Here is an 18,236-nt window from a genome sequence, read left to right as displayed (position 1 = left end):
CTCAGATGAAATCCGCGAATTCGCTTTCCATGCGCCGGAATGCATAGGCCGCATATATCAGGATCACAGCCGCTGTCAGCGCTGCGAGCGCCAGCGCGGACCAATCCAGAGGCCGCCCGAAAATCGCATCGCGGTACCCCTCGATTATGGCGCTGAGCGGATTCAGTCCCAGCAGCCACCGCCATCGCGCCGGTACCAGACTCAACGGATAGATAACCGGCGTGACGAACATCCAGAGCTGCAGTGCAAACGGCAATGCATAGCGGACGTCGCGGTATTTCACGTTGAGCGCCGCGAGCCACATGCCGACGCCGGCGGCGACTATCGCAGTCAGCAGTGTCAGCACCGGAAACATCAGGAGGCTCGGCGTAAAGGGAACGCCGTACCACGGCGTCATCAGGAACAAAATCACCGCGGCGATCGCAAAATCCACGAGTGCCGCGCCGACCGCCGCCACCGGAATCACCAGTCGCGGAAAATAGACCTTGGTTATCAGATTGGCGCTGCCGACCAGGCTGTTACCCGCGTTGCCCACAGCTCCCGTGAAAAAATTCCACGGCAGGAGCGCGGCATAGGAGAAAATCGCGTACGGCTCGCCCTCCGAGGGCACGCGCGCCAGCCGGCCAAACAGGAGCGTAAAGACCACCATCGTGAGGAACGGTTGCAGGACCGCCCAGGCGATTCCCAGCACCGTCTGCTGATAGCGCACCTTGACGTCGCGCCAGGCCAAGAAAAATCCGAGGTCGCGATGGTCCCACAGCTCGGCCAGCCCGAAACCGCGCCATCTGCGCAGGCTGGTAATCGTGATTGTGGGTGCGGGCGTTCCGCGGGTCGGCCCGTCCGTTCGCGGTAACTCCTGCAATTCGGGCGCGGCAGTGAACTCGGGCTGATCTGCTATTCGCTCAAGGTCGCGCATCCGTCCGCTCCGTAGTGAGACTATCAGTATATGAGCATCCGCGATTTAGGGAACCTCTGCGCAAGTTATGCTGGTTCATGCTGTGCGGGGTCTGCGGGGTGAAGTCCGGGATTCTTCGCGCACGTTTGTCTGGCCTGCTCATTCCGCTCCCCCACGGGTGCGCGCGTGAGAGTAACAGAAGGGAGGCGCCTTGCACCGCATATGCTGGAGTGGGACGGTGTTGAGAGCGGCAGGTACAGGAAATACGGTTTGCAGGATTTTCGCGATCGAGCCTGGACGGCACGTCAGGCAAATTCCGTCGCGCCTCTGGTTACTGAGCGCAGCCTGATCGCGGCGGCGCTCGCCGCGCCGCTGTGCCAATGGGAGAAATTCGCGGCCGAGTGCGCCGCGCTCGGCGCGGAGGAATTCGCCGTGCGCCACACGCTGGGGGTCGCCGATTTTCTAATTAACTACATCCGCTCGGGTGACCGGGTCTGGCGCGATCTCTATCTCGGTGAGCGTTTCAAGCAGGCGCATTGGCCGGGGGACGATCCCGCCCAGATGATCGAACGGCGCCGTGGGCTAATCGCGGCCGATCGCGAAGCGATTATGGGTGTAGCGGCGGCGCGGCTGGATCAAGCGGGCCGCGCGCGGCTCGAAGAATTCTTCAGCGTTGCGCTGGCCGCCGCAGATCGCACACCCTCGAATCAATGCCGGGTGCTGTTTGTCGGCGATTGCCTGTTTCTTGATCTGGCGACGTTTTTAGCTGCGCCGCTCGCCGCCGCGGGCGTCCTTTTGCGCCCGACGTTCCTGACCAGCAAGAATCCCAGCGAACTGCGCACGGCGATTCGCGGCTTGCGCGATGAGCAATTCGACCTCGTCTGTTACAGCCCGTATACCTATGAATTCGATGTCGGGTTCGCGGCCACGCACTACGGGGGATTGGCGCTGCGGCGGCGCAATTTGCATCGGCTCGCCGCCGAGGCTCATCGCCGCACCCGCGCCACCCTGATGCTGCTCAGGGAACTTTTCGATTGCGCGATCGTCATCCACACCTCGGCGAATTTCCGGCGGCATGATTGCTCATGGCAATCCCAGATTAAAAATCTCGTCACACGCCGCGCCCGTCAAGTGACGGCGCGCCGCGCCAGCGACCTGATCGGCCGGCTGGTGGAGCGGCGCGGTCGCGACGCGGCCACGGCGATCGCAATTCTCGACGAGCGGGTGGCGCTCGCCCGGCATGGCGATCTACCTTTAGGTGAGACCTTTCACGATTCCGGCGTGGTGCATCCCACGGTGTTCAGCCGTGACCTCGCCGAGACCTATCAGAGTCTGATCCTGAGCCGGGTCCAGCTGACGACCAAGAAGATTCTGGTCGCGGATCTCGATAACACGCTGTGGAAGGGCACTATTGGCGAGGGTCCGGTCGAACATGATCATCGGCGCCAGGCGGTTTTGAAGAAGCTGCGTGAGAGGGGCGTGATGCTCGCGATTTGCTCCAAAAACGTTCCGCGCAAGATCAAGTGGGATGGGGCCTTACTCGCCGAGACGGATTTCGTCGCGGCGCAGATCAACTGGGGTCCGAAAGCCGCGAACCTTATACGCATCGCGCAGGAACTGAACCTCCGGCTGAACGATTTCGTGTTTCTTGACGATCGCGCAGACGAACGTGCGCTGGTTCAGGAGGCCCTGCCGGAAGTCGTAACGATGGACCCGGCCGCCGAAGGCGACTGGGCGATGATCGAATGGTGGGCGGCGCTGATATCGCCGCAGGGCGGCGCCGACCGCGCGCAGCTCTATCGCGAGCGGCGCGAACGGCAGCAATCTCTCGACGCGCTGCCGGACCGCCTCGAAGCCGAGAAGCTACTGCACACCTTGCGGCTCCGGCTCAAAATCCGCGACGCCAGCAAGCGCGATCTGCCGCGGGTGGTGGAACTCATCAATCGCACCAATCAGTTCAATACTAGTGGCGCCAGAACCACTGTGCGGGAACTTTTGGCGTGGCTCGACGACCCGCAGCATCGCCTGCTGGCCGCCGAAGCGGCGGATAAATTCGGTGAGATGGGCTTGATTTCCGCGCTACTCATCGAAACTGGTGGCCCCGCGATCGAGATCATTGCGTGGGTGATGAGCTGCCGGGTTTTCGGTTTCGGCATTGAGGTCGCGATGCTCAATCACCTCAAGCGGCTCGCCGCGGAAATCCGCGCCAGCAGCTTGCATGGCTATTTCACTCCGACTGACAGCAACGATCCTTGCCGCGACGTTTACCCCGCCAACGGCTTTGTGTGGGATGGGGTCAAATGGGTCTGCGCTGGCGATAGAGTCGCCGCCGACCCGCAATGGCTCGCGATCGACGCTGAGCTGATCTCGCTCTCCGCCTGAGCTTTCTTAGTTCGCGCACTTTTTCTCAACCGTCTCCGAGGCGGAAAACTCTACTATCTGACGCGCCATAGCCGTCGTAGTGCAGGCTCTTAGCTGAGCGCCGAAGGCCTCGAACCGCTGCCGCGCGCGGGATGGATTAAGGCTCCAGGCCAGTAAACGCGCGCTTAGGTCCGCGCTATCCTCCGGCGCGGGAAGCAGCATGTCGCGCAGGGCTGCCGGATAGCGCTCGGCCACGCCCGCCCGCGCGGTGACCATCGCGGGGACCCCAAGCGCGATCGCTTCATGGACGTTCAGCCCGTAAGCTTCATAGCGTGTGGGACTGACGAGCAGGTCGGCGGCGGCGAGCACTTCGTCGATGCGTTCCGTGTGCCCGAGCATCCGGACGCGGCCTTCGAGACCGGCCGCGGCAACGCTGCGACGCCAATTCTCGAGCATCCGGCCCCCGCCTGCGACGACAAGACTCGCGCTCCAGTCAGGGCGTGCGCAGAGCTCCCGCCATGCGCGCCACAGCGTATCGAAACCCTTGTGATGGTCGTGGCGGAGCGTGCCGACGAAGGCGACGACGGGCTCGGTGGCGAAGCCCAGCCAGGCCCGCGCGCTGGCGCGATCCGCAGCCGATGGCGGCCCAACAGCCATGTCGCTCGCGGGATAGACCGTGGTCATCCGCTCGTTAGAGAGGCCCAGCGTTTCGATCAAATCCGCTCGCGTGCGTTCAGAGTTGACGAAGAGCCGCCGCGCTCCGCCGAGCAGCGTTCTTTCGCGCCGCGCCTGCAACTCGGTTTCGAGCCGGTTCTTGAGGCGCAGCCATCGCGGCCCGCCACCTCCAACGCGCGGCGGCAACGCCTGATGGACAAAATGAATCCAGTTGAGATCAGGCCATGCGCAATTCACGCCGTTGACCAGCACCCGCGCCGCCGGACAACGAGCGGTCACCCGCGCGGCGACCGCCCGTCCTGCGCGATCGAGTTGCCGTTGGCCGAGAAAAAACGAGCCCGCCGGCTTGGCCACCCGGTGGAGCCGCGCGGCCGGATGCTCGATGAATTCATCGTCAAAGCGATGGCCCACCAGATGGACCGGCGTGCCCTGCCCTATCAGATAACGCGCCAGCGCGGCGTTGAGCTGGTCCATCGCGCCCTCGCGATGGAAGCCGCCGGCGACGATCACCCACGGCGGAGTCCCCGTGTGCGTCTCATTCCGCATCATGCCCGCCGCGCCCGGGGATCGATCATGTAGTTCTCCGATTGTGGAACGCGGCGCCGAGGCGACGCGGCAGTTCCCGCCGCAGCGGTCCAGCCTGCAAACATCAGCAGCGTTGCAGTCTGTGGAATCGCATTGAGCAATCCGGTCCCAACCACTGCGGCGGCGAATGAGATCGCGCAAAACAGCCATGCGAGCCGGCGTCCCGCAGCCCATGGATCGCGGCGATGCGGCGCCGCACGCATCAGCACCCAGCCGAAAAAGCCGAGCCAGAGAGCCAGCCCTGGGAGGCCCTGCTCGGCGACGATCCGCGCGTACTCGTTCTCGAGCCCGATCGGATCTTTGACCAGAGGCTGCAAAAAATGCGGGATGCTGGTGCCACCGCCGCCCAATCCATTGCCCAGCGGATATTCCTCGACCAGCTCGATAAAACTTTCGTTGACGCTGCGCTGGAGCCGCGCGGCCACCATGCCCGGCTCGCCCAGCGTCAGAAATCGTTGCAGGCGTGGCGTCAGCGCCACCAGTATCGCGATCAAGACGACGAGCGCGAGCCACGCCAGTCGCGGAAACTGATCACGCCGAGGCGAAAACGAAATTATCAGCACCATCAGGATCAGCATCGCCGCTTCCGCGCGGGACGCCGCCAGGAAAACGCCGATTGCCGAGGCGGCGATCGCCGCGAGCAGCAGTCGCCGGTTCCAGCTCCGCGCCGCCTCGACGTTTAGCCCGCCGAGCAGCAGCGGCATGCTAGCGACCATGTTGGTCGCGTACGCCGCCGAATTCGCAAAGCTTGCCGGAATGCGGAAGTGGCGCGCGCCGTTGAAGAAAACATCCGTGCTGTTGTAGATGATCGCGTCGAGCGCATTCTGCGGATAAAAGCTGGGGACCCCGATTACGGTCTCGGCGAGCGCCAACGCCAACACGGCGAGATTCATCATCGCTACGCCACGGGCAATCATCCGCACGTCGGCATCCTCGATCATTCCGCCGATCAGGATGAACGGTACGAACAGCACGTTCCCGCGCCAGCCGACCAACTGGATCAGCGGATGCTGCGCGGGTACGAGCAGGAGCAGCGTGGGCCAGCCCATCAGGCACAGCATCCAGGGCATCAGCGGCCGCATGCGAAGCCTTTGACCGACGCCGAGCGGGCGCGCGAGCGCGGCGATGAAGAAGCCCGCCAACGCCGCGTCATAGACGAACTGCGCGAGGGGGCTGTCGATATTGGCGCGCACGATGCCATAGAGGTAGCCGACGGCGAGCATCGCGACGACGCCGGCCCAGACCGCACGGCGCATCGCGGTAAAGCAGCCGCCGAAGGCGACTGCGCAGACGGCGACCGCGAGCGCGGCTTCGAGGCGCATCAGAGAGACACGCGGGCGGATGCAGCGCTAGCCCCGCTCAAGGCCGCGACGATCGCGGCGAGCCGAACCATCTGCGCCCGCGGATCACATAAAAGCCGCGCGCGCTGCGCTCCGCTCGCGCCCAAGCGGTTGCGCCGCCACGGATCATCGATCAGCGCGCGCAGGGCGGTCGCGACTGCGGCAAAATCGTTCGGCGGCACAGTAATCGCGCACGATTCGTCGATCAGCTCCGCCACGCCGCCGAGGCCGGTCGAGATCACCGGCAAGCCCGCGCTCATGGCCTCGGCAAAGGCGAGGCCGAAGCCTTCGGCCGCGCTGTGCGGCTGACAATAGATATCGGCCGCAGCCAGGAGGCGGGCGGCCTGCGGCTGCTCGCCGCAAAACGTCACGCGCTGTGCGATTCCAAGTTCGGTCGTGCGGGCTTTGAGCCGCGCGAAATATTTTAGCTCGCCGGGCCGCTGCGGGCCGCCGATGATCCAGCATCGCCAGCCGGCAAGGTTCGCGAGCAGCGCCAGCGCCTCGATGAGAACGAGGTGGCCCTTCGTCTCCTCGAGGCGGCTTGCTTGTGCGATGACGATCGCGTCATCCGGCGCGCCGAACTGTTCGCGAATCGCGCTCCTTGCAAGTACGTCAAGCGGAGGCGCAGGCGCAACCGGCAAATACAGCACTTCGCGCGGCGCGCGCGGGTAGAGCGCCGTCATCGTCGAGGCGGTAAAGGCGCTGTTACACAGCAGCAAATCGGGTTGGGTTACGCTCGCCCAGCGATCAAGCCAATGACGGCCGGTCGCTGCGCCATGCACCCAGAAGATCAATGGGAGGCGCGCCGCTTTGACGACCCCGGCAAACAGCGCCGTCGCCCAAGCCGAGTGGCACGCGACCGCGTCGAAGCGGCGGCGCGCGAGCAGTTCGCGCAGGCGCTCGCGGGCGCGCCGGAGCGTCAGAGGATTGCGCACGCGAGCCGCGCCCAGCATATAGATCGCGACGCCGACTGCGCACAACTCCTGCGCGAGACGACTCTCGAAGCAGAGCGCAGCCTCGTGCTCGAGCGGGGCAAGCTTGCGGTGGCGTGCGAGTGTCGTCAGCAGCGTCTCGACACCGCCGTAGAGATTGCCGCTATGAACGTGCAGCAAGCGCATCGTCAGACTCGGCAGACACCAACCCTTGATAGATCGTGTTGAGTTGCGCCGCCATCCGCGCGCGGTCGAATCTCTGTTCGGCGGTAACGCGGCCCGCGCCCCCGAGCGCGGCGCGCAAGGCGGGATTCGCCGCCAATCGCGCGATTGCCGCAGCCAGCGCCTGCACGTCAGCAGCGCGATAGACCAGCGCGTCGCTCTCGGCAGTGACCAGGTCGGCGGCCCCGCCGGTCGCGCTGGTGATCACCGCGCGGCCACAGGCGAACGCCTCCGCGATCACCAGGCCGAAGGGTTCCGGCGCCACGCTGGCGTGCACCACGATGTCGAGTGCGCGCAAGGCCGGCGCCACCTCGCGCAGATAGCCTGTAAATCCGACTTTGCCGGCGAGCCCCAGCGTCACCGCCAAAGCGCGCAACTCAGTGAGGGTAAATTGACTGCCCGCGGTCTGATAGATTGGCCCGCCGATCACATAACCACGCACCGTCATCTGAGGCGGGAGCAGCGCCAGCGCGCGCAAAAACTGATCCTGCCCCTTCCAACGCGCCGTCGCCGCGACGAGGCCAACGCGCACGACCGCCCTGTCGTCCGTCGGCAGGTTCGCGAGCGCGTCGAGATCCGCCACCGCGCCATGCGGCGCAAAACGCTCGAGATCGACGCCGTTGTGCACGGTATGAATCGGTACGCTGGCGCCGAGAACCGCGCGCGCATCGGCGGCGACGCTGCGCGAGTTCGCCACGATCGCGGCGACGCGCCGCGCATGCAGCTTCAAGAGAATCGGCATGAGCGGACGCGAGGAGGGATAATCGTGAAGATGCCACAAGAGCGGCGTCGCTTCCGGCGTCGCGCGCGCGGCGAGAAGATGCATCTTGAAGCCGTTGGCATGAACTACATCGGGGGCTAAGCCGGCGATCGCGCGGGCCAGCGATCGCGTGTAGCGCACTGCCGCGGGCGACGAGAGCCCAAGGCGTCCGAGCGTGCGCCAGCGGCCCGCGGCGACGCCCGCGGGACCGCCTGCGCCGGCGTCGCCCAGTCGCGCCAGGACCGGCGGAAAGGGCATGACCGATGAGGGGATTCCGCGACTGCGAGCTTCCTCGACCAGAGCGCCGTCGGCCGCAGCGATCAAGGCGAACTCGTGGCGCGGGTTGAGCGCGCGGACGCCGGCAGCGACATCGAGCAACACCCGTTCAGCGCCGCCCATCGCACCGGCGGGATTGAGCAAAAGAATCTTCATCGCCTGATACTCGCCGTTCCGTCGGGCGCACCTGTTACCGGCGCGTTCTCCCGGCTGATGCGCTCCGCGAGGTCAGCAGCCGTCCGCGCATAGGCGCGATTGGCCGGGTCCAACCGATGGGCGCGCGCGTAGGCGTCGCTCGCTGCGATATAGTCGTAATCGCGCTCGTGCGCTTCGCCCAAGGCGAACCACGCGGCCGCAGAATCCGGTTCGAGCGCGGTCGCCCGCCCGAAGCTCAGAACTGCCGGCGCGAAATCGCCGTTGGCAAGATAGAGGCCGCCAAGCCGCATCGTCAGCGCAAACGAAGAGCGCTCACGCAGGGCGGCTTCGAGCGCGCTCTCTGCGGCGCGCGGATCGCTCGACTGCTCGGCCGCGTCCGCCAACGCGACGTCGAGGTCAAACCGATCGGCGCCGTTGCGCATCCCTTCCTCAACCGCCGCGTTCGCCTCGGTAAGTTTCCCTTCGGGCCCATAGACTGATCGGGCGAGTTCGGCGTAGGGCCGCGCATCGGCGTGATCGATTTCTGCAGCCGCCCGCAAATTTCTGATCGCTGCGGCGGCGTCGCCGGCAATTCCGTAGTTCGTTCCAGCCTTGATCAGATCCTCCATCCGCTGGTCCGCGTCTGCGGTCCTGAGCGCGGCCTGCTCATAGAGCGCGCCGACATCGCGCGTGCGGCCGAGATCGCGATAGAAAGCCGCCAGCTCGCCAACGGCACCCGGATAACCGTCGTCAATCGCGCGCGTGAAGCCGCGCGCGACGGCTGCCTGCTCGTCCGGCAGTAACCATGGAATCAATGACGCGGCGAGATAATAATGCTCGAGCATCATGGGCGCGCGGTTGACTGCGGTGGCAATTTGCGCGAGCCCGGCTGCGCGGTTCCCCGCTTGCAGGAGGCCCTGCGCATATTGATCGCGCGCCGCCGGATCATTCGGGTCGAGCCAGACGGCGATCCGCAGTTCGGCCAGTCGGAGCTCCGCCGCCGCCTCACGCCCGAGCGCGGCGACGAGCGCCAGGTGAGCCGACGCCATCGCAGGATGAGCCGTCAGATTGCGGGCGGCATACGCCAGACCACGGCGCGCGGTGATGTCGTAGGGGTAACTGCCGCCGGCCTGCAGGTAGACCGCGCAAATCAGTCCGCAAGCGGCGAGCGCGCCCGCAGCTGCGCCGACGTATGTAAGCCGGGTCGAGCGCGCGGCGACGCGGACGATTGCGCCTTCGCGCGGCGCGCCGTCGACCAGCGCGATCCGAACGCTCAGCGCCAGCAGGATCGTGAACAGCACGGCATTGGCGGGAGTATGGAGACTGAAATCGAAGCCCTCGTGAATAAGCGTCGCGACGATCCCTCCGGCCAGCGCGGCGAAGAGCGGCCACTCCGACTCGGCGAGCCGCGCCGCACCGCGGCGGATCACTCCGGCAAGCGCGATTCCCAGCCACAGCGTGACGAGGACTCCGACGATCCCGGTCTCGGCCGCAAATTGGAGATAGTCGTTTTCGGCTTCACGAAAGAAAAACGGCATCCACGGCGCGCGTTCGTAATGCGGAAAAAGCTCGGGCCATCCGGCCAAGCCAACGCCGAACCACGAAAAGTCGCAGAGAATGCCGAGGGTGTCGCGCCAGACGGCCGGCCGGTAGCGCACGTCGTCGCCCGCGGCGATTACACTGCCGACGCGGTTGGCGGCCGCCATTCGCGTCGCCGGCCCGGCCGCCAGCAGCAGGACCACGAGGCTAATCACCGCCAGCAGCGTCAGGACCCCGGCGGCGCGAGGGCCTAGTTTGCGGATCGCGATCGGCGTCAGGCTCCAGGCGTGGCGCACGCAGAGCGCCAGCCCAATACCGACTCCGGCGATTGCAGCGACCCAGCCCGCGCGCGAAAGGCTCAACAGGATCGCCCCCGCGATCACAAGGGTGCCGAGCGCGGCGAATAGTTGCAGATTGCCGCGATCGGGCCGTGGGAAAATCTTGAACGGATAGATCGCGCCGACCACCGCGAGCGGCAGCACCATCGCGAGATAGTTGGCGAAATGATCCGGGTCGACGAAAGGGCCGCTGGCGCGCGGATTCGTAACGCTCGCCCCGCCCCAATCACTGGGTACATAAAACCACAGCAGTTTTCCGTTCCACCAGGCCCGCTCGCCCAGTCCGATCAACGCGACTGCAGTAGCCGTGAGCAAGAGACTGACAATCATCGAGCGATAGAAGCGCACTTCGGCGTTGCGCTCGCCCACGAAGCCGAACGGATAGAGCACGACCACAAAGAACGTCGAGGCCAGCGCGAGCCATTCGAGCAGGGCGCTCGCGGCCGCGGCCGGTGAGATCGCGAGCGCACGCCAGCGCTCTCCGATGACGCCTGGAGGAAAGGCCGCGCGCGCCCCGGCCAGCGCCAGGGATGACGCAACGTCCGGCGCCTTTTGCCCGGCCGCTGCCAACTCCCGGTCCGGCGCCACGATCGGCAACAAGGAAACACTCGGCCACCCGGGAAGACTGACTCGATAGAGCTGATAGGTCGCCGGCGCGGCCAGCCTCATCAGCGGCGGCGGGAGCGGTGCGAGTTCGCCGGCCAGGAGCAGCGTCAACGCCAGCGCCGGCAGCGCGATCCGCCGAACTTCATCCGGTCTCGCAACTGCCGCTGCGGAAACGCTTACCCGCCAGACGCCATCGAGATAAATGTTGGCCATCCAGAGCACGAGCAGCGCAAAGCTGACCGCCTCGACGACAATGAGGGGACCACGATGGACTGCGCCGAAGGCAAGCGGTGGGAATCCGATCAGGAAGACCAGACCCGCAATCACAGCGCGATCGAGCCGGCGTCGTCCCACAGCGGTCGTCCTGCAGCTCGCTCGCTAGCGCTCCCGGATCGAGTAGTAATCCTCGCGATAGTAGCCGTAATAGTCCGCCGTCTGCGACTGCACCCGATTCAGCACCAAGCCCAGAATCTTGCCGCGCGCGTAGCCCAGCCGCGCGCAGGCCGCACGCACCTGCTGGCGCGGCGTCGTCGCACCGTTGGCCACTACCACCACGCCGTCGACCGCATGCGCCAGCAGCAGAGCGTCGCTCACCGGCAGTACCGGCGATGAATCGATCACGATGTACTGGTAACGTCCGCGTAAATCCTGAATCAGCTCAGCCATCTTGAGGGAACCCAGCAGCTCGGTCGGATTGGGCGGCGCCGAACCGGCGCCGAGCAGATCAAAGTGCTCGATTCCGGTCGGCGCGATCACCGCGGCCGCCTCGAGTGCGCCGGTCAGCACCTCGGTCAGTCCAGCGCGATTGTCGAGCCCGAGCACCCGATGACAGCGCGCGCGCCGCAGGTCCGCGTCGATCAGGATCGTGCCGCCAAGCTGCGCCAGCATCACTGACAAGTTTACCGCCGTTACGGTCTTGCCTTCGCGGCTGGTCGCGCTGGTGATCAGGATCGTGCCCGGCGGTCCGCCGGCGCGCGACAACAGCAGCGCCGTGCGCAGGTTGCGATAGGCTTCGCCAAGCTGCGAGTAGGAACCATGCGCGAGCACCAGATCGTTGGTGTGCGGCAAAGCCGCGGGCGCGCGCGCCGCGGGCAGCGCATTCGAGCCATAGGCTTGCGGCTTGCCCTGGACCTGCGCGATATCGGGAACGATCCCGAGGGTCGGCAGCTTGAGGTAACTCTCGGCTTCTTCCGGATTCTTGAGCGTGCTGTCGAGAAACTCGAGGATGAAAGCGAGTGCCATGCCGCCGCTCAGCCCAGTGACCAGCGCCAGGATCAGGTCGCGCGCCTTCCGCGGACTGGTCGCGACGGTCGGCGCCTCGGCCGAGTTGATCACCGAGACGTTGGTCTGATCGGCGCCGCTCTGCACCGCGACGTCTTTCATGCGCGTCAAGACCGCGTTGTAGAGTTCGCGATTCGTATCGACCTCGCGCTGCAGGATCGCGTACTGGGCCGCGGCGTCGTTGAGGTTGAGGGTTTCGACGCGCTGCCGCCCCATCTCGGCCTGGAGCTCATTTTCCTTTTCCGCGGCTTCGCGGTATTGAGACTGAATTCCGTTGACAACCTCGCCGATCGCAGCCTTGAGCCGCAGCTCGACTGCGGCGATCTGCGCGCGCAGTTTCGCCAGCGGCGGATAGTCCGGCTTGAACTGGCTCGCGAGCGCCGCGGCCTCGCCATATAGTTCATCGAGCTGTTTCTGCAAATCCTGAATCGTCACGTTCTGCGTCACTTCGGGAATCGACGCATAGTCGTGTTTGTCGATTGATTGCACCTGCGCCTCGAGCGCGATCCGCGCCACCTGCGCCTGGGTCAGGTCCTTGCTGAGATCGGCGAGCCGATCCAGCACCACGGCGTCCTTGCCGTCGAGCGAGATCAGGCCCGGAATAATTCCCTTGGCGCGGCGATAGTCATTGAGCGCGGCCTCAGACTTTTGCAGCTCGTCTTTGATTCCGACCAGTTTGTCGCGCAGAAAGCGCTGCGCCGTTTCCGTTTGCGTACCCTGCCGTTGCAGTTGCTGGCGTTCGTAGGCCTGCACGTGGGCGTTGGCGAGTTGCGCCGAGAGCGCCGCGTCGGGAGTCGCAAAGCTGATTCGGACCAGGTTGGTGTCAGCGACCGGCGTGACCTTGAGCATTTCGAGATAGGCGCGCACGGCGGCCGGCGGCGCGCTCGCGAGCGCTGGTTCCCCTTGCGCGTCGGGCGGGATTGTCGTCGGCGCGCGCGTCGTCACTCCGGCGCTCTGCGACCCGGAGAAGAGTCCGCTCCACCACTGCGCCAGGACATTCTCTTTGTCCGCAGCCTGGCCGAGAAAAATCGGATTTCGGTCCAACGCCAGCTCGCCGACGACGTCGGCGGCGAGCTGGCGGCTCTCCAGGATCGCGCATTGCGTTTTGTAGTACTGATCCGAGTTGGCCGCCGCGGCTTCGATCTCGATTAGACTCTCGAGAGTACTCGAACCCTGCTCGGCGTTAGGCTCGATCATGATCGTGGTCTCGGCCGTGTAGATCGGCCTCGCGCCAATCAGGTGAATCGCCGTCAGCACCAGGGCCGCGAGCGTCGCTCCGATCACTACCCGCAGATGCCTCCGTATCGTGCGCCAGTAGCGCCACACCTCGAGCAGCGGCTCGTTAGCGCCGTCCCGAATTTCCCACGCTTCGGCCTCGATCTCGTGCACCGCCGGCAGGCGATGGGAGGTTGGCTTAGAGCGGTCCATTAGTAGGGTATCGCGGGGGCCATGAGCCCGATCCGTTCGACGACCGAATAAAAGATGTAGGGGCCGATCCGCAGGTCGGAATAGGGCACGTCGATCACGTCGTTGGCCTTGACCGGAATATCAGGCTGCTCGCCGTGAGCAATCTTGTCGAGATTCACCGCCACGGTGCTCTTGGCGCCGTCCTTCTCGCTGCGGATAAGCGCGATCTCTTTGGTCGCCGCGGCATACATCGGGCCGCCGGCTTCGCCGATCGCGCCCAGCACCGTCAGTCCCGAACCGACTTCAAAATGCCCCGGATTATGCACCCAGCCCACGACCATTACCTGACCGCCGCCCGGCACCACGATGACGTCGCCCGGGCGCACCGGCAAACTTAGATATTTTCCGCTGCCGCTAAGTGACCCGCTGCGCAAGCCAATCGAGACGGCGTGCGCCGAGTTCGCCATCGCGAGCGTTCCGACCGCGTCCTGCTCGTTGGCTCCGCCCCCCGGAAGCTGCGGATTGGCGGCGCTCCGTTCGTCGCCGGGAATCAGCACCAGCTCGTCCGCGGCGGTTGGCGCGACGCCGCCGGCTTGCGTCAGCACATCGAGAATCGTTTCGGCCGGACTCGTCAGCACAAGCAGCCCGGGTTTGTTGACCGCGCCAACGACCGCCGCCTCCCGATTTCGATACTCATCGACGAAGACCGTCGCCTGCGGGTTGAACATATATTTTTGCAGCTTGAGGTCCAATTCGCGCGCCAACCCGTCCTCGCTCAAACCGCCCGCCGAAACTACACCAATTAGCGGCAGTTCGATCGTCCCCTGCGTCGACACCCGCACTTTCCGATCCTTGATTTCATCAATCTCCGGCACCGAGACGGTCAGCACATCGCCCGGGCCGATCGGATAGTCTTCGTGACCTGAGCCTGCCGCACTCGTCCGACGAGCCCAGAGTGCGGCCAGACGCGGGTCGGCGGTATTCGCCGATGACGTTTCCGCGCTCGCCGCCGGAGGATCTGCCAGCGTTGAACTACCTGGGGTCGTACGCATCGTGCTGGACGCACAGCCTACCATCAGGCAGCCTGCGACGATCCGCGCCAGGATGCCCGAAAAATCACCACTCTTCATCACTCGAAATAGCCTGATGTCACAGCCTACTCTAAATAGGTATTGTCTTGTCAAGAAGAAACAATGTACTCTAATTCACTCTACGTTAGCGTGGACGGATGCTCTGAAGCCGCTGCTCATAAAGCTTTGCGTACTTCAGAAATACGTAAAATGCTGCGCTCATCGACGCATAGAGCCCCGCGCCGCCCTCCAGAAATCCGCCGCGCACGACATAGAAGTTAAAGAACCGCCACAGCGGATGGGTGAACATCCGGACGGCCGCCAGCCGCGAGGGCGCGGCCTGCGCCGCCCCGCGCGTGCTAAAGCGATTCATGGTCGCGACGTGATCGGCGACATCGCGATAACTGAAGTGCAGAATCGGCGCGCGCAAGCGGCTCACCTGTCCCTGCACGACAACCTTGTCGTGCGGGTCGATTCCGCCGATATAGCCGCGCTCGCGGCGGAAGAGCCGCACCGGGTAATCACGATAGATGGGGCGTGTATAGTAGTGCCGCAGATGGTAGAGGACGCGCTGGATGCGATAGCCGTCGGCGGCATCGGGCGCAGCTATCGCCGTCTCGATTTCGCGGCCGAGAGCGCTCGTCGCCTGCTCGTCGGCGTCAAGCAGCAGCACCCATTCCGACGTCGCGTGATCGAGCGCGGCCTGCTTCTGGCGGACGTAGTCGGTGAATTCCTGCTCGAAGACCCGCGCACCGAGGTCACGGGCGATTGCCACAGTTCTATCCGTCGACAACGAATCGACCACGATCAACTCGTCGCAGAACGATTTCGCACTGCCGAGGCACTGTCCGATCAGTTGTTCCTCGTCGCGCGTAATTACGATCAGTGAGACGGTGGGACGCGGCGCCATCGGGATTAGGCGGGCTTGCGCGCGTCGCCTTGATCGAGCCGCGTCTGAATCGCGCCCGCGATCGCGCGGAAGGTCGCGGTCACCGGATGTTCCGGATGGGCCGCGACAATCGGCGCCGCGGTATCGCCGCCCTCTCTGAGTTCGCGCAGCAACGGGGTGGTGTCGGTCAATTGGTAGAAAAGTAATTGGCATCAGCCGTCGACGAGCGAGCAGTTGACTGAGTCGTTGCTTACGCCGCCTCCATTTGTGAACTAATCAGATCCTGCCAGCCGACCAGACGACGCAGCCGCACTTGACCGCTGCGCAGGAGGCCGAAGAGCAAGAACAGCACGGCCTCCTGATTGGGCAGCGAAGCCTGGGTTTTGGTCCGCCGGCGAAACTCCTCGGTGATCCGTTCCAGCGCGTTGGTGGTCCGCAACGCCTTCCACTGCGAGGCGGGAAACGCAGTGCAGGTGAAGAGCTCGTCGCCCGCCTCCTCGAAGCTGGCGCTGACCGCTTTGCAGCGCAGCTTCCACTTGCGCGCAAAGCCGACGCGCGTATGCTCCACCGCGTCGCGGCTCTCGGCGTAAATCATGCGCCGATAATCCTCGGCCAGTTCCTCGCGCAGATGGGCCGGCGCCGTGGCCAGCAAAGTCCATAGCTTGTGGTTGGTGCAGCGCTGGATCGCGAGCGTGGGCCATTGCACTTTAAGCGCCGCGGCCAGCCCCGGATTGCCATCAATCACAGCCAACCGCGGAGCGCCGAGATTGCGCGCGGCCAGCGAGCGTAGCGCGTCCAGCCACGCTGGCTCACTCGCGCCCCCGGCCAGCCGCAGCTCGAGCACCACGCGTTGGCCGTTGGCGCACACGCCCAGCGTGACCAGCACCGGCACCCGGACGCGCTTCTTTCCGATCCGGACCCGCGGATACCAGCCATCCAGAAACAGGTAACGAATCTTCAGCTCGCCGAGATCCCGCTGGGCCCAGGCCTCAAAGTCTTCGCGCAAGCGCCCCACCAGACGCGACACGCCATCCTTCGACAACGGCGCGCCACGCAGCCGCGGCGCAAGCGCGCCGCGCAGCCGCCGGGTATTGGCGCCGCTCAGATAAACCCCAACAATCGCTTCGTCGACCCGCGCGGTGCGGCGCTGATAGCGCGGAATCATCCGGCTGTGCCACTCGCGGCGCTGGCCCTGCGCCTCTTCGATCCGCGCCCGCGGCAGCGGGATCGTCGTCGCGCCCAAGCTGGTCGTCAACGTGCGGGCGCGCTGGCCGTGTCGATAGCCGGTTCGAACCGGCCCCACGCGTTGTGAGCGGGCCGCTCCCAGCGCGGCCTCCAGTTCTTCACCGACGAGGGCTTCGATCATGGCCCGAATCCGCTCCCGCATCAGCTCCGCGAGCGTCCCTTCTCCGCCCCCCGAACTCCTGCTATCCGTCTCCATGGCGTCATCCTCCGACACCCGCCGCCCAGCGGGTGTGAGTTGTGGCTCAACTCGCCGGATCTTGACGCCTTTTCACTTTTTCCACCAACTTCGCGACACTACCAAGCACCGGCAGCTCACCGAGAAAAGGCACGCCGAGGGATTCGGCCAAGCGGGCGCCGCCGCCGTGCGCGAAGATCTCATGACGGCTGCCGCACTTGCGACACAGTTGATAGCTCATGTTTTCGACGACGAGGCGTTAGCCAAATACCGGCGCAAACAGGGTCTTGGCGCTGATCTGGCCCAGCAAGTCAGCCCAGCCGAGATAGGCGTCGACGTGCTGATGGCCGATCTGGCTGGTCATGTCCAGGTTCGGCGCGAGGTCGGATGGGAAGGAGGTTCCGTCGCCCGCGACTTGAATGTAAACGACCTTCGACAAAGCCGCGATTGACGAAGCGATCCCGGCTGCAACCGTGACTCGGTCCACGGCGGTCAACTCGTAGACGTCGGGGATTTCTTTCATCAGGCTGGGCACGAAGGTGCGCGGAACAACGTCGCGCTGATTCCATACCCGATGACAACACGCCGCCAGAATCCGATCTGAGTAGTCGGCGAAGGCCTTATTGCCGGCCGTCGGACCGGCAAAGGAATAGTTGTAAACGACGCAATCGGACAGGATCTCCGCCAGCCGGAGCGCCAGCGTCGAACTTTGCGCGCCGCCCTTGCTGTGGCCGGTCACGTAGAGGTTAGTGGACGAGCCCGGACGCAGGCGCGCGCGCAGAAAAGCCTCGAGGGTGATTCCGTCGGGAGGTTGTGCGCCAGCCCCCGAGACAGCAGTCAACAGTTCCGCAGCTCCGGAACGAGCAGTCAACAGCTCCGCAGTCTTGAAATGAGCGGTCACCATGTCGGCGATTCTCGTGCGGGCGCGCGAGAGTTCTCCTTCGCTCGCCGTGAATGTAATTTTCCGCGGCTCTGCCCTTAATCTTTCTCTCAAGCTGGGCGTTGCGGATAACAAGACGGGCTTGTCCAACACCGCTTTGTCCCAACTCAGGTTGAGAAGTACGGCAAGCCCGAGCGCGGTGCTCGTCGAGATCTTCGCGCCGGCGGAAGCCGGCCATGGCTGTTGAACTTCGATCAGTGAGTCCTCGTAGAAAAAATCGGTGGTCGAAATTGGATTGGTTCCGCGAATTACTATCGCGAGTGTCGTGGGATCATTGACCTTCTCCGCGACGTACATCATCGCGTCGTCGAAGCCGACCACGGTCGGGCTGAAGTCGCATGGCCCCCACACAATCGACCAATAGCCTATCGTGGGCTGGAGCTGGGTAAGGCATTGGTCCAACAGGCGCTTCAACAGCGCCCGCTTGAGCGCCTGGTCGCCCACGAGATTGTACCCGCGGTAGCTAATCGCGGAGAGCGCCAACATCGTTCTGGTGGTGGGATCGGTCGTCGTGCTCATAGTAGTGGAATCCTCCTTTTAGCCCGTCGCAGGGGAACGCGGGATC

Annotated in this window: 13 protein-coding genes; 1 reads left to right on the top strand and 12 read right to left on the bottom strand. The window is 64.9% G+C overall.

The features are described 5' to 3' along the window. Position 1 precedes the first annotated feature (1 nt). Complete coding sequence (locus VKS22_10795; protein ID HLW71095.1) at positions 2-916, bottom strand: ABC transporter permease; 915 nt, start codon at positions 914-916, stop codon at positions 2-4. A 201-nt stretch (positions 917-1,117) separates the two neighbouring features. Here VKS22_10795 and VKS22_10790 point away from each other — a divergent pair, with 201 nt between their 5' ends. Next, entirely contained in the window at positions 1,118-3,277 is a 2,160-nt protein-coding gene (locus VKS22_10790) for an HAD-IIIC family phosphatase (GenBank protein HLW71094.1), read from the top strand. 6 nt (positions 3,278-3,283) lie between these two features. Here VKS22_10790 and VKS22_10785 read toward each other — a convergent pair whose 3' ends face one another. The 11 genes from VKS22_10785 to VKS22_10735 all read right to left on the bottom strand — a co-directional run bounded on the left by VKS22_10785 (position 3,284) and on the right by VKS22_10735 (position 18,190). Further along, a complete protein-coding gene (locus VKS22_10785) occupies positions 3,284-4,477 on the bottom strand; it encodes a glycosyltransferase family 4 protein (protein ID HLW71093.1) in 1,194 nt (397 codons plus the stop codon). Beyond that, on the bottom strand, positions 4,477-5,838 hold the full coding sequence (locus VKS22_10780; GenBank protein ID HLW71092.1) for an O-antigen ligase family protein: 1,362 nt from the start codon (positions 5,836-5,838) through the stop codon (positions 4,477-4,479). The genes VKS22_10785 and VKS22_10780 overlap by 1 nt, the downstream gene beginning before the upstream one ends. Continuing rightward, positions 5,838-6,974 (bottom strand): glycosyltransferase, encoded by a 1,137-nt coding sequence (locus tag VKS22_10775; protein HLW71091.1) that lies wholly within the window; start codon positions 6,972-6,974, stop codon positions 5,838-5,840. Before VKS22_10775 ends, VKS22_10780 begins: the two co-directional genes overlap by 1 nt. After that, positions 6,952-8,202, bottom strand: coding sequence for a glycosyltransferase (locus VKS22_10770; protein ID HLW71090.1), 1,251 nt, complete (start codon positions 8,200-8,202; stop codon positions 6,952-6,954). The genes VKS22_10775 and VKS22_10770 overlap by 23 nt, the downstream gene beginning before the upstream one ends. Further along, positions 8,199-11,018: an O-antigen ligase family protein gene (locus tag VKS22_10765; protein ID HLW71089.1), complete on the bottom strand. Its 2,820-nt coding sequence runs from the start codon at positions 11,016-11,018 to the stop codon at positions 8,199-8,201. The genes VKS22_10770 and VKS22_10765 overlap by 4 nt, the downstream gene beginning before the upstream one ends. A gap of 24 nt (positions 11,019-11,042) precedes the next feature. After that, complete coding sequence (locus VKS22_10760; protein HLW71088.1) at positions 11,043-13,373, bottom strand: polysaccharide biosynthesis tyrosine autokinase; 2,331 nt, start codon at positions 13,371-13,373, stop codon at positions 11,043-11,045. Next, positions 13,373-14,482: a polysaccharide biosynthesis/export family protein gene (locus VKS22_10755; GenBank protein ID HLW71087.1), complete on the bottom strand. Its 1,110-nt coding sequence runs from the start codon at positions 14,480-14,482 to the stop codon at positions 13,373-13,375. The genes VKS22_10760 and VKS22_10755 overlap by 1 nt, the downstream gene beginning before the upstream one ends. A gap of 85 nt (positions 14,483-14,567) precedes the next feature. Then, positions 14,568-15,332 (bottom strand): glycosyltransferase family 2 protein, encoded by a 765-nt coding sequence (locus VKS22_10750; GenBank protein ID HLW71086.1) that lies wholly within the window; start codon positions 15,330-15,332, stop codon positions 14,568-14,570. Between the two features lie 5 nt (positions 15,333-15,337). After that, positions 15,338-15,502, bottom strand: a complete 165-nt coding sequence (locus tag VKS22_10745) for a hypothetical protein (GenBank protein ID HLW71085.1) — start codon at positions 15,500-15,502, stop codon at positions 15,338-15,340. A 59-nt stretch (positions 15,503-15,561) separates the two neighbouring features. Further along, entirely contained in the window at positions 15,562-16,752 is a 1,191-nt protein-coding gene (locus VKS22_10740) for an IS256 family transposase (protein HLW71084.1), read from the bottom strand. A gap of 238 nt (positions 16,753-16,990) precedes the next feature. Then, positions 16,991-18,190 (bottom strand): hypothetical protein, encoded by a 1,200-nt coding sequence (locus tag VKS22_10735; protein HLW71083.1) that lies wholly within the window; start codon positions 18,188-18,190, stop codon positions 16,991-16,993. Positions 18,191-18,236 lie beyond the last annotated feature (46 nt).

It is taken from the genome of Candidatus Binataceae bacterium, assembly GCA_035308025.1.
GTDB lineage: Bacteria > Desulfobacterota > Binatia > Binatales > Binataceae > JAJPHI01.
Note: the sequence above shows the minus strand (reverse complement) of the source record. Positions and strands in the feature narration are given on the sequence as shown.

What these genes read in the sequence shown, in the direction of transcription:
- VKS22_10735 (HLW71083.1), bottom strand. Translation starts at nt 18,190, where the DNA reads ATGAGCACGACGACCGATCCCACCACCAGAACGATGTTGGCGCTCTCC.
- VKS22_10740 (HLW71084.1), bottom strand. Translation starts at nt 16,752, where the DNA reads ATGGAGACGGATAGCAGGAGTTCGGGGGGCGGAGAAGGGACGCTCGCG.
- VKS22_10770 (HLW71090.1), bottom strand. Translation starts at nt 8,202, where the DNA reads ATGAAGATTCTTTTGCTCAATCCCGCCGGTGCGATGGGCGGCGCTGAA.
- VKS22_10750 (HLW71086.1), bottom strand. Translation starts at nt 15,332, where the DNA reads ATGGCGCCGCGTCCCACCGTCTCACTGATCGTAATTACGCGCGACGAG.
- VKS22_10775 (HLW71091.1), bottom strand. Translation starts at nt 6,974, where the DNA reads ATGCGCTTGCTGCACGTTCATAGCGGCAATCTCTACGGCGGTGTCGAG.
- VKS22_10790 (HLW71094.1), top strand. Translation starts at nt 1,118, where the DNA reads ATGCTGGAGTGGGACGGTGTTGAGAGCGGCAGGTACAGGAAATACGGT.
- VKS22_10795 (HLW71095.1), bottom strand. Translation starts at nt 916, where the DNA reads ATGCGCGACCTTGAGCGAATAGCAGATCAGCCCGAGTTCACTGCCGCG.
- VKS22_10785 (HLW71093.1), bottom strand. Translation starts at nt 4,477, where the DNA reads ATGCGGAATGAGACGCACACGGGGACTCCGCCGTGGGTGATCGTCGCC.
- VKS22_10780 (HLW71092.1), bottom strand. Translation starts at nt 5,838, where the DNA reads ATGCGCCTCGAAGCCGCGCTCGCGGTCGCCGTCTGCGCAGTCGCCTTC.
- VKS22_10760 (HLW71088.1), bottom strand. Translation starts at nt 13,373, where the DNA reads ATGGACCGCTCTAAGCCAACCTCCCATCGCCTGCCGGCGGTGCACGAG.
- VKS22_10755 (HLW71087.1), bottom strand. Translation starts at nt 14,482, where the DNA reads ATGAAGAGTGGTGATTTTTCGGGCATCCTGGCGCGGATCGTCGCAGGC.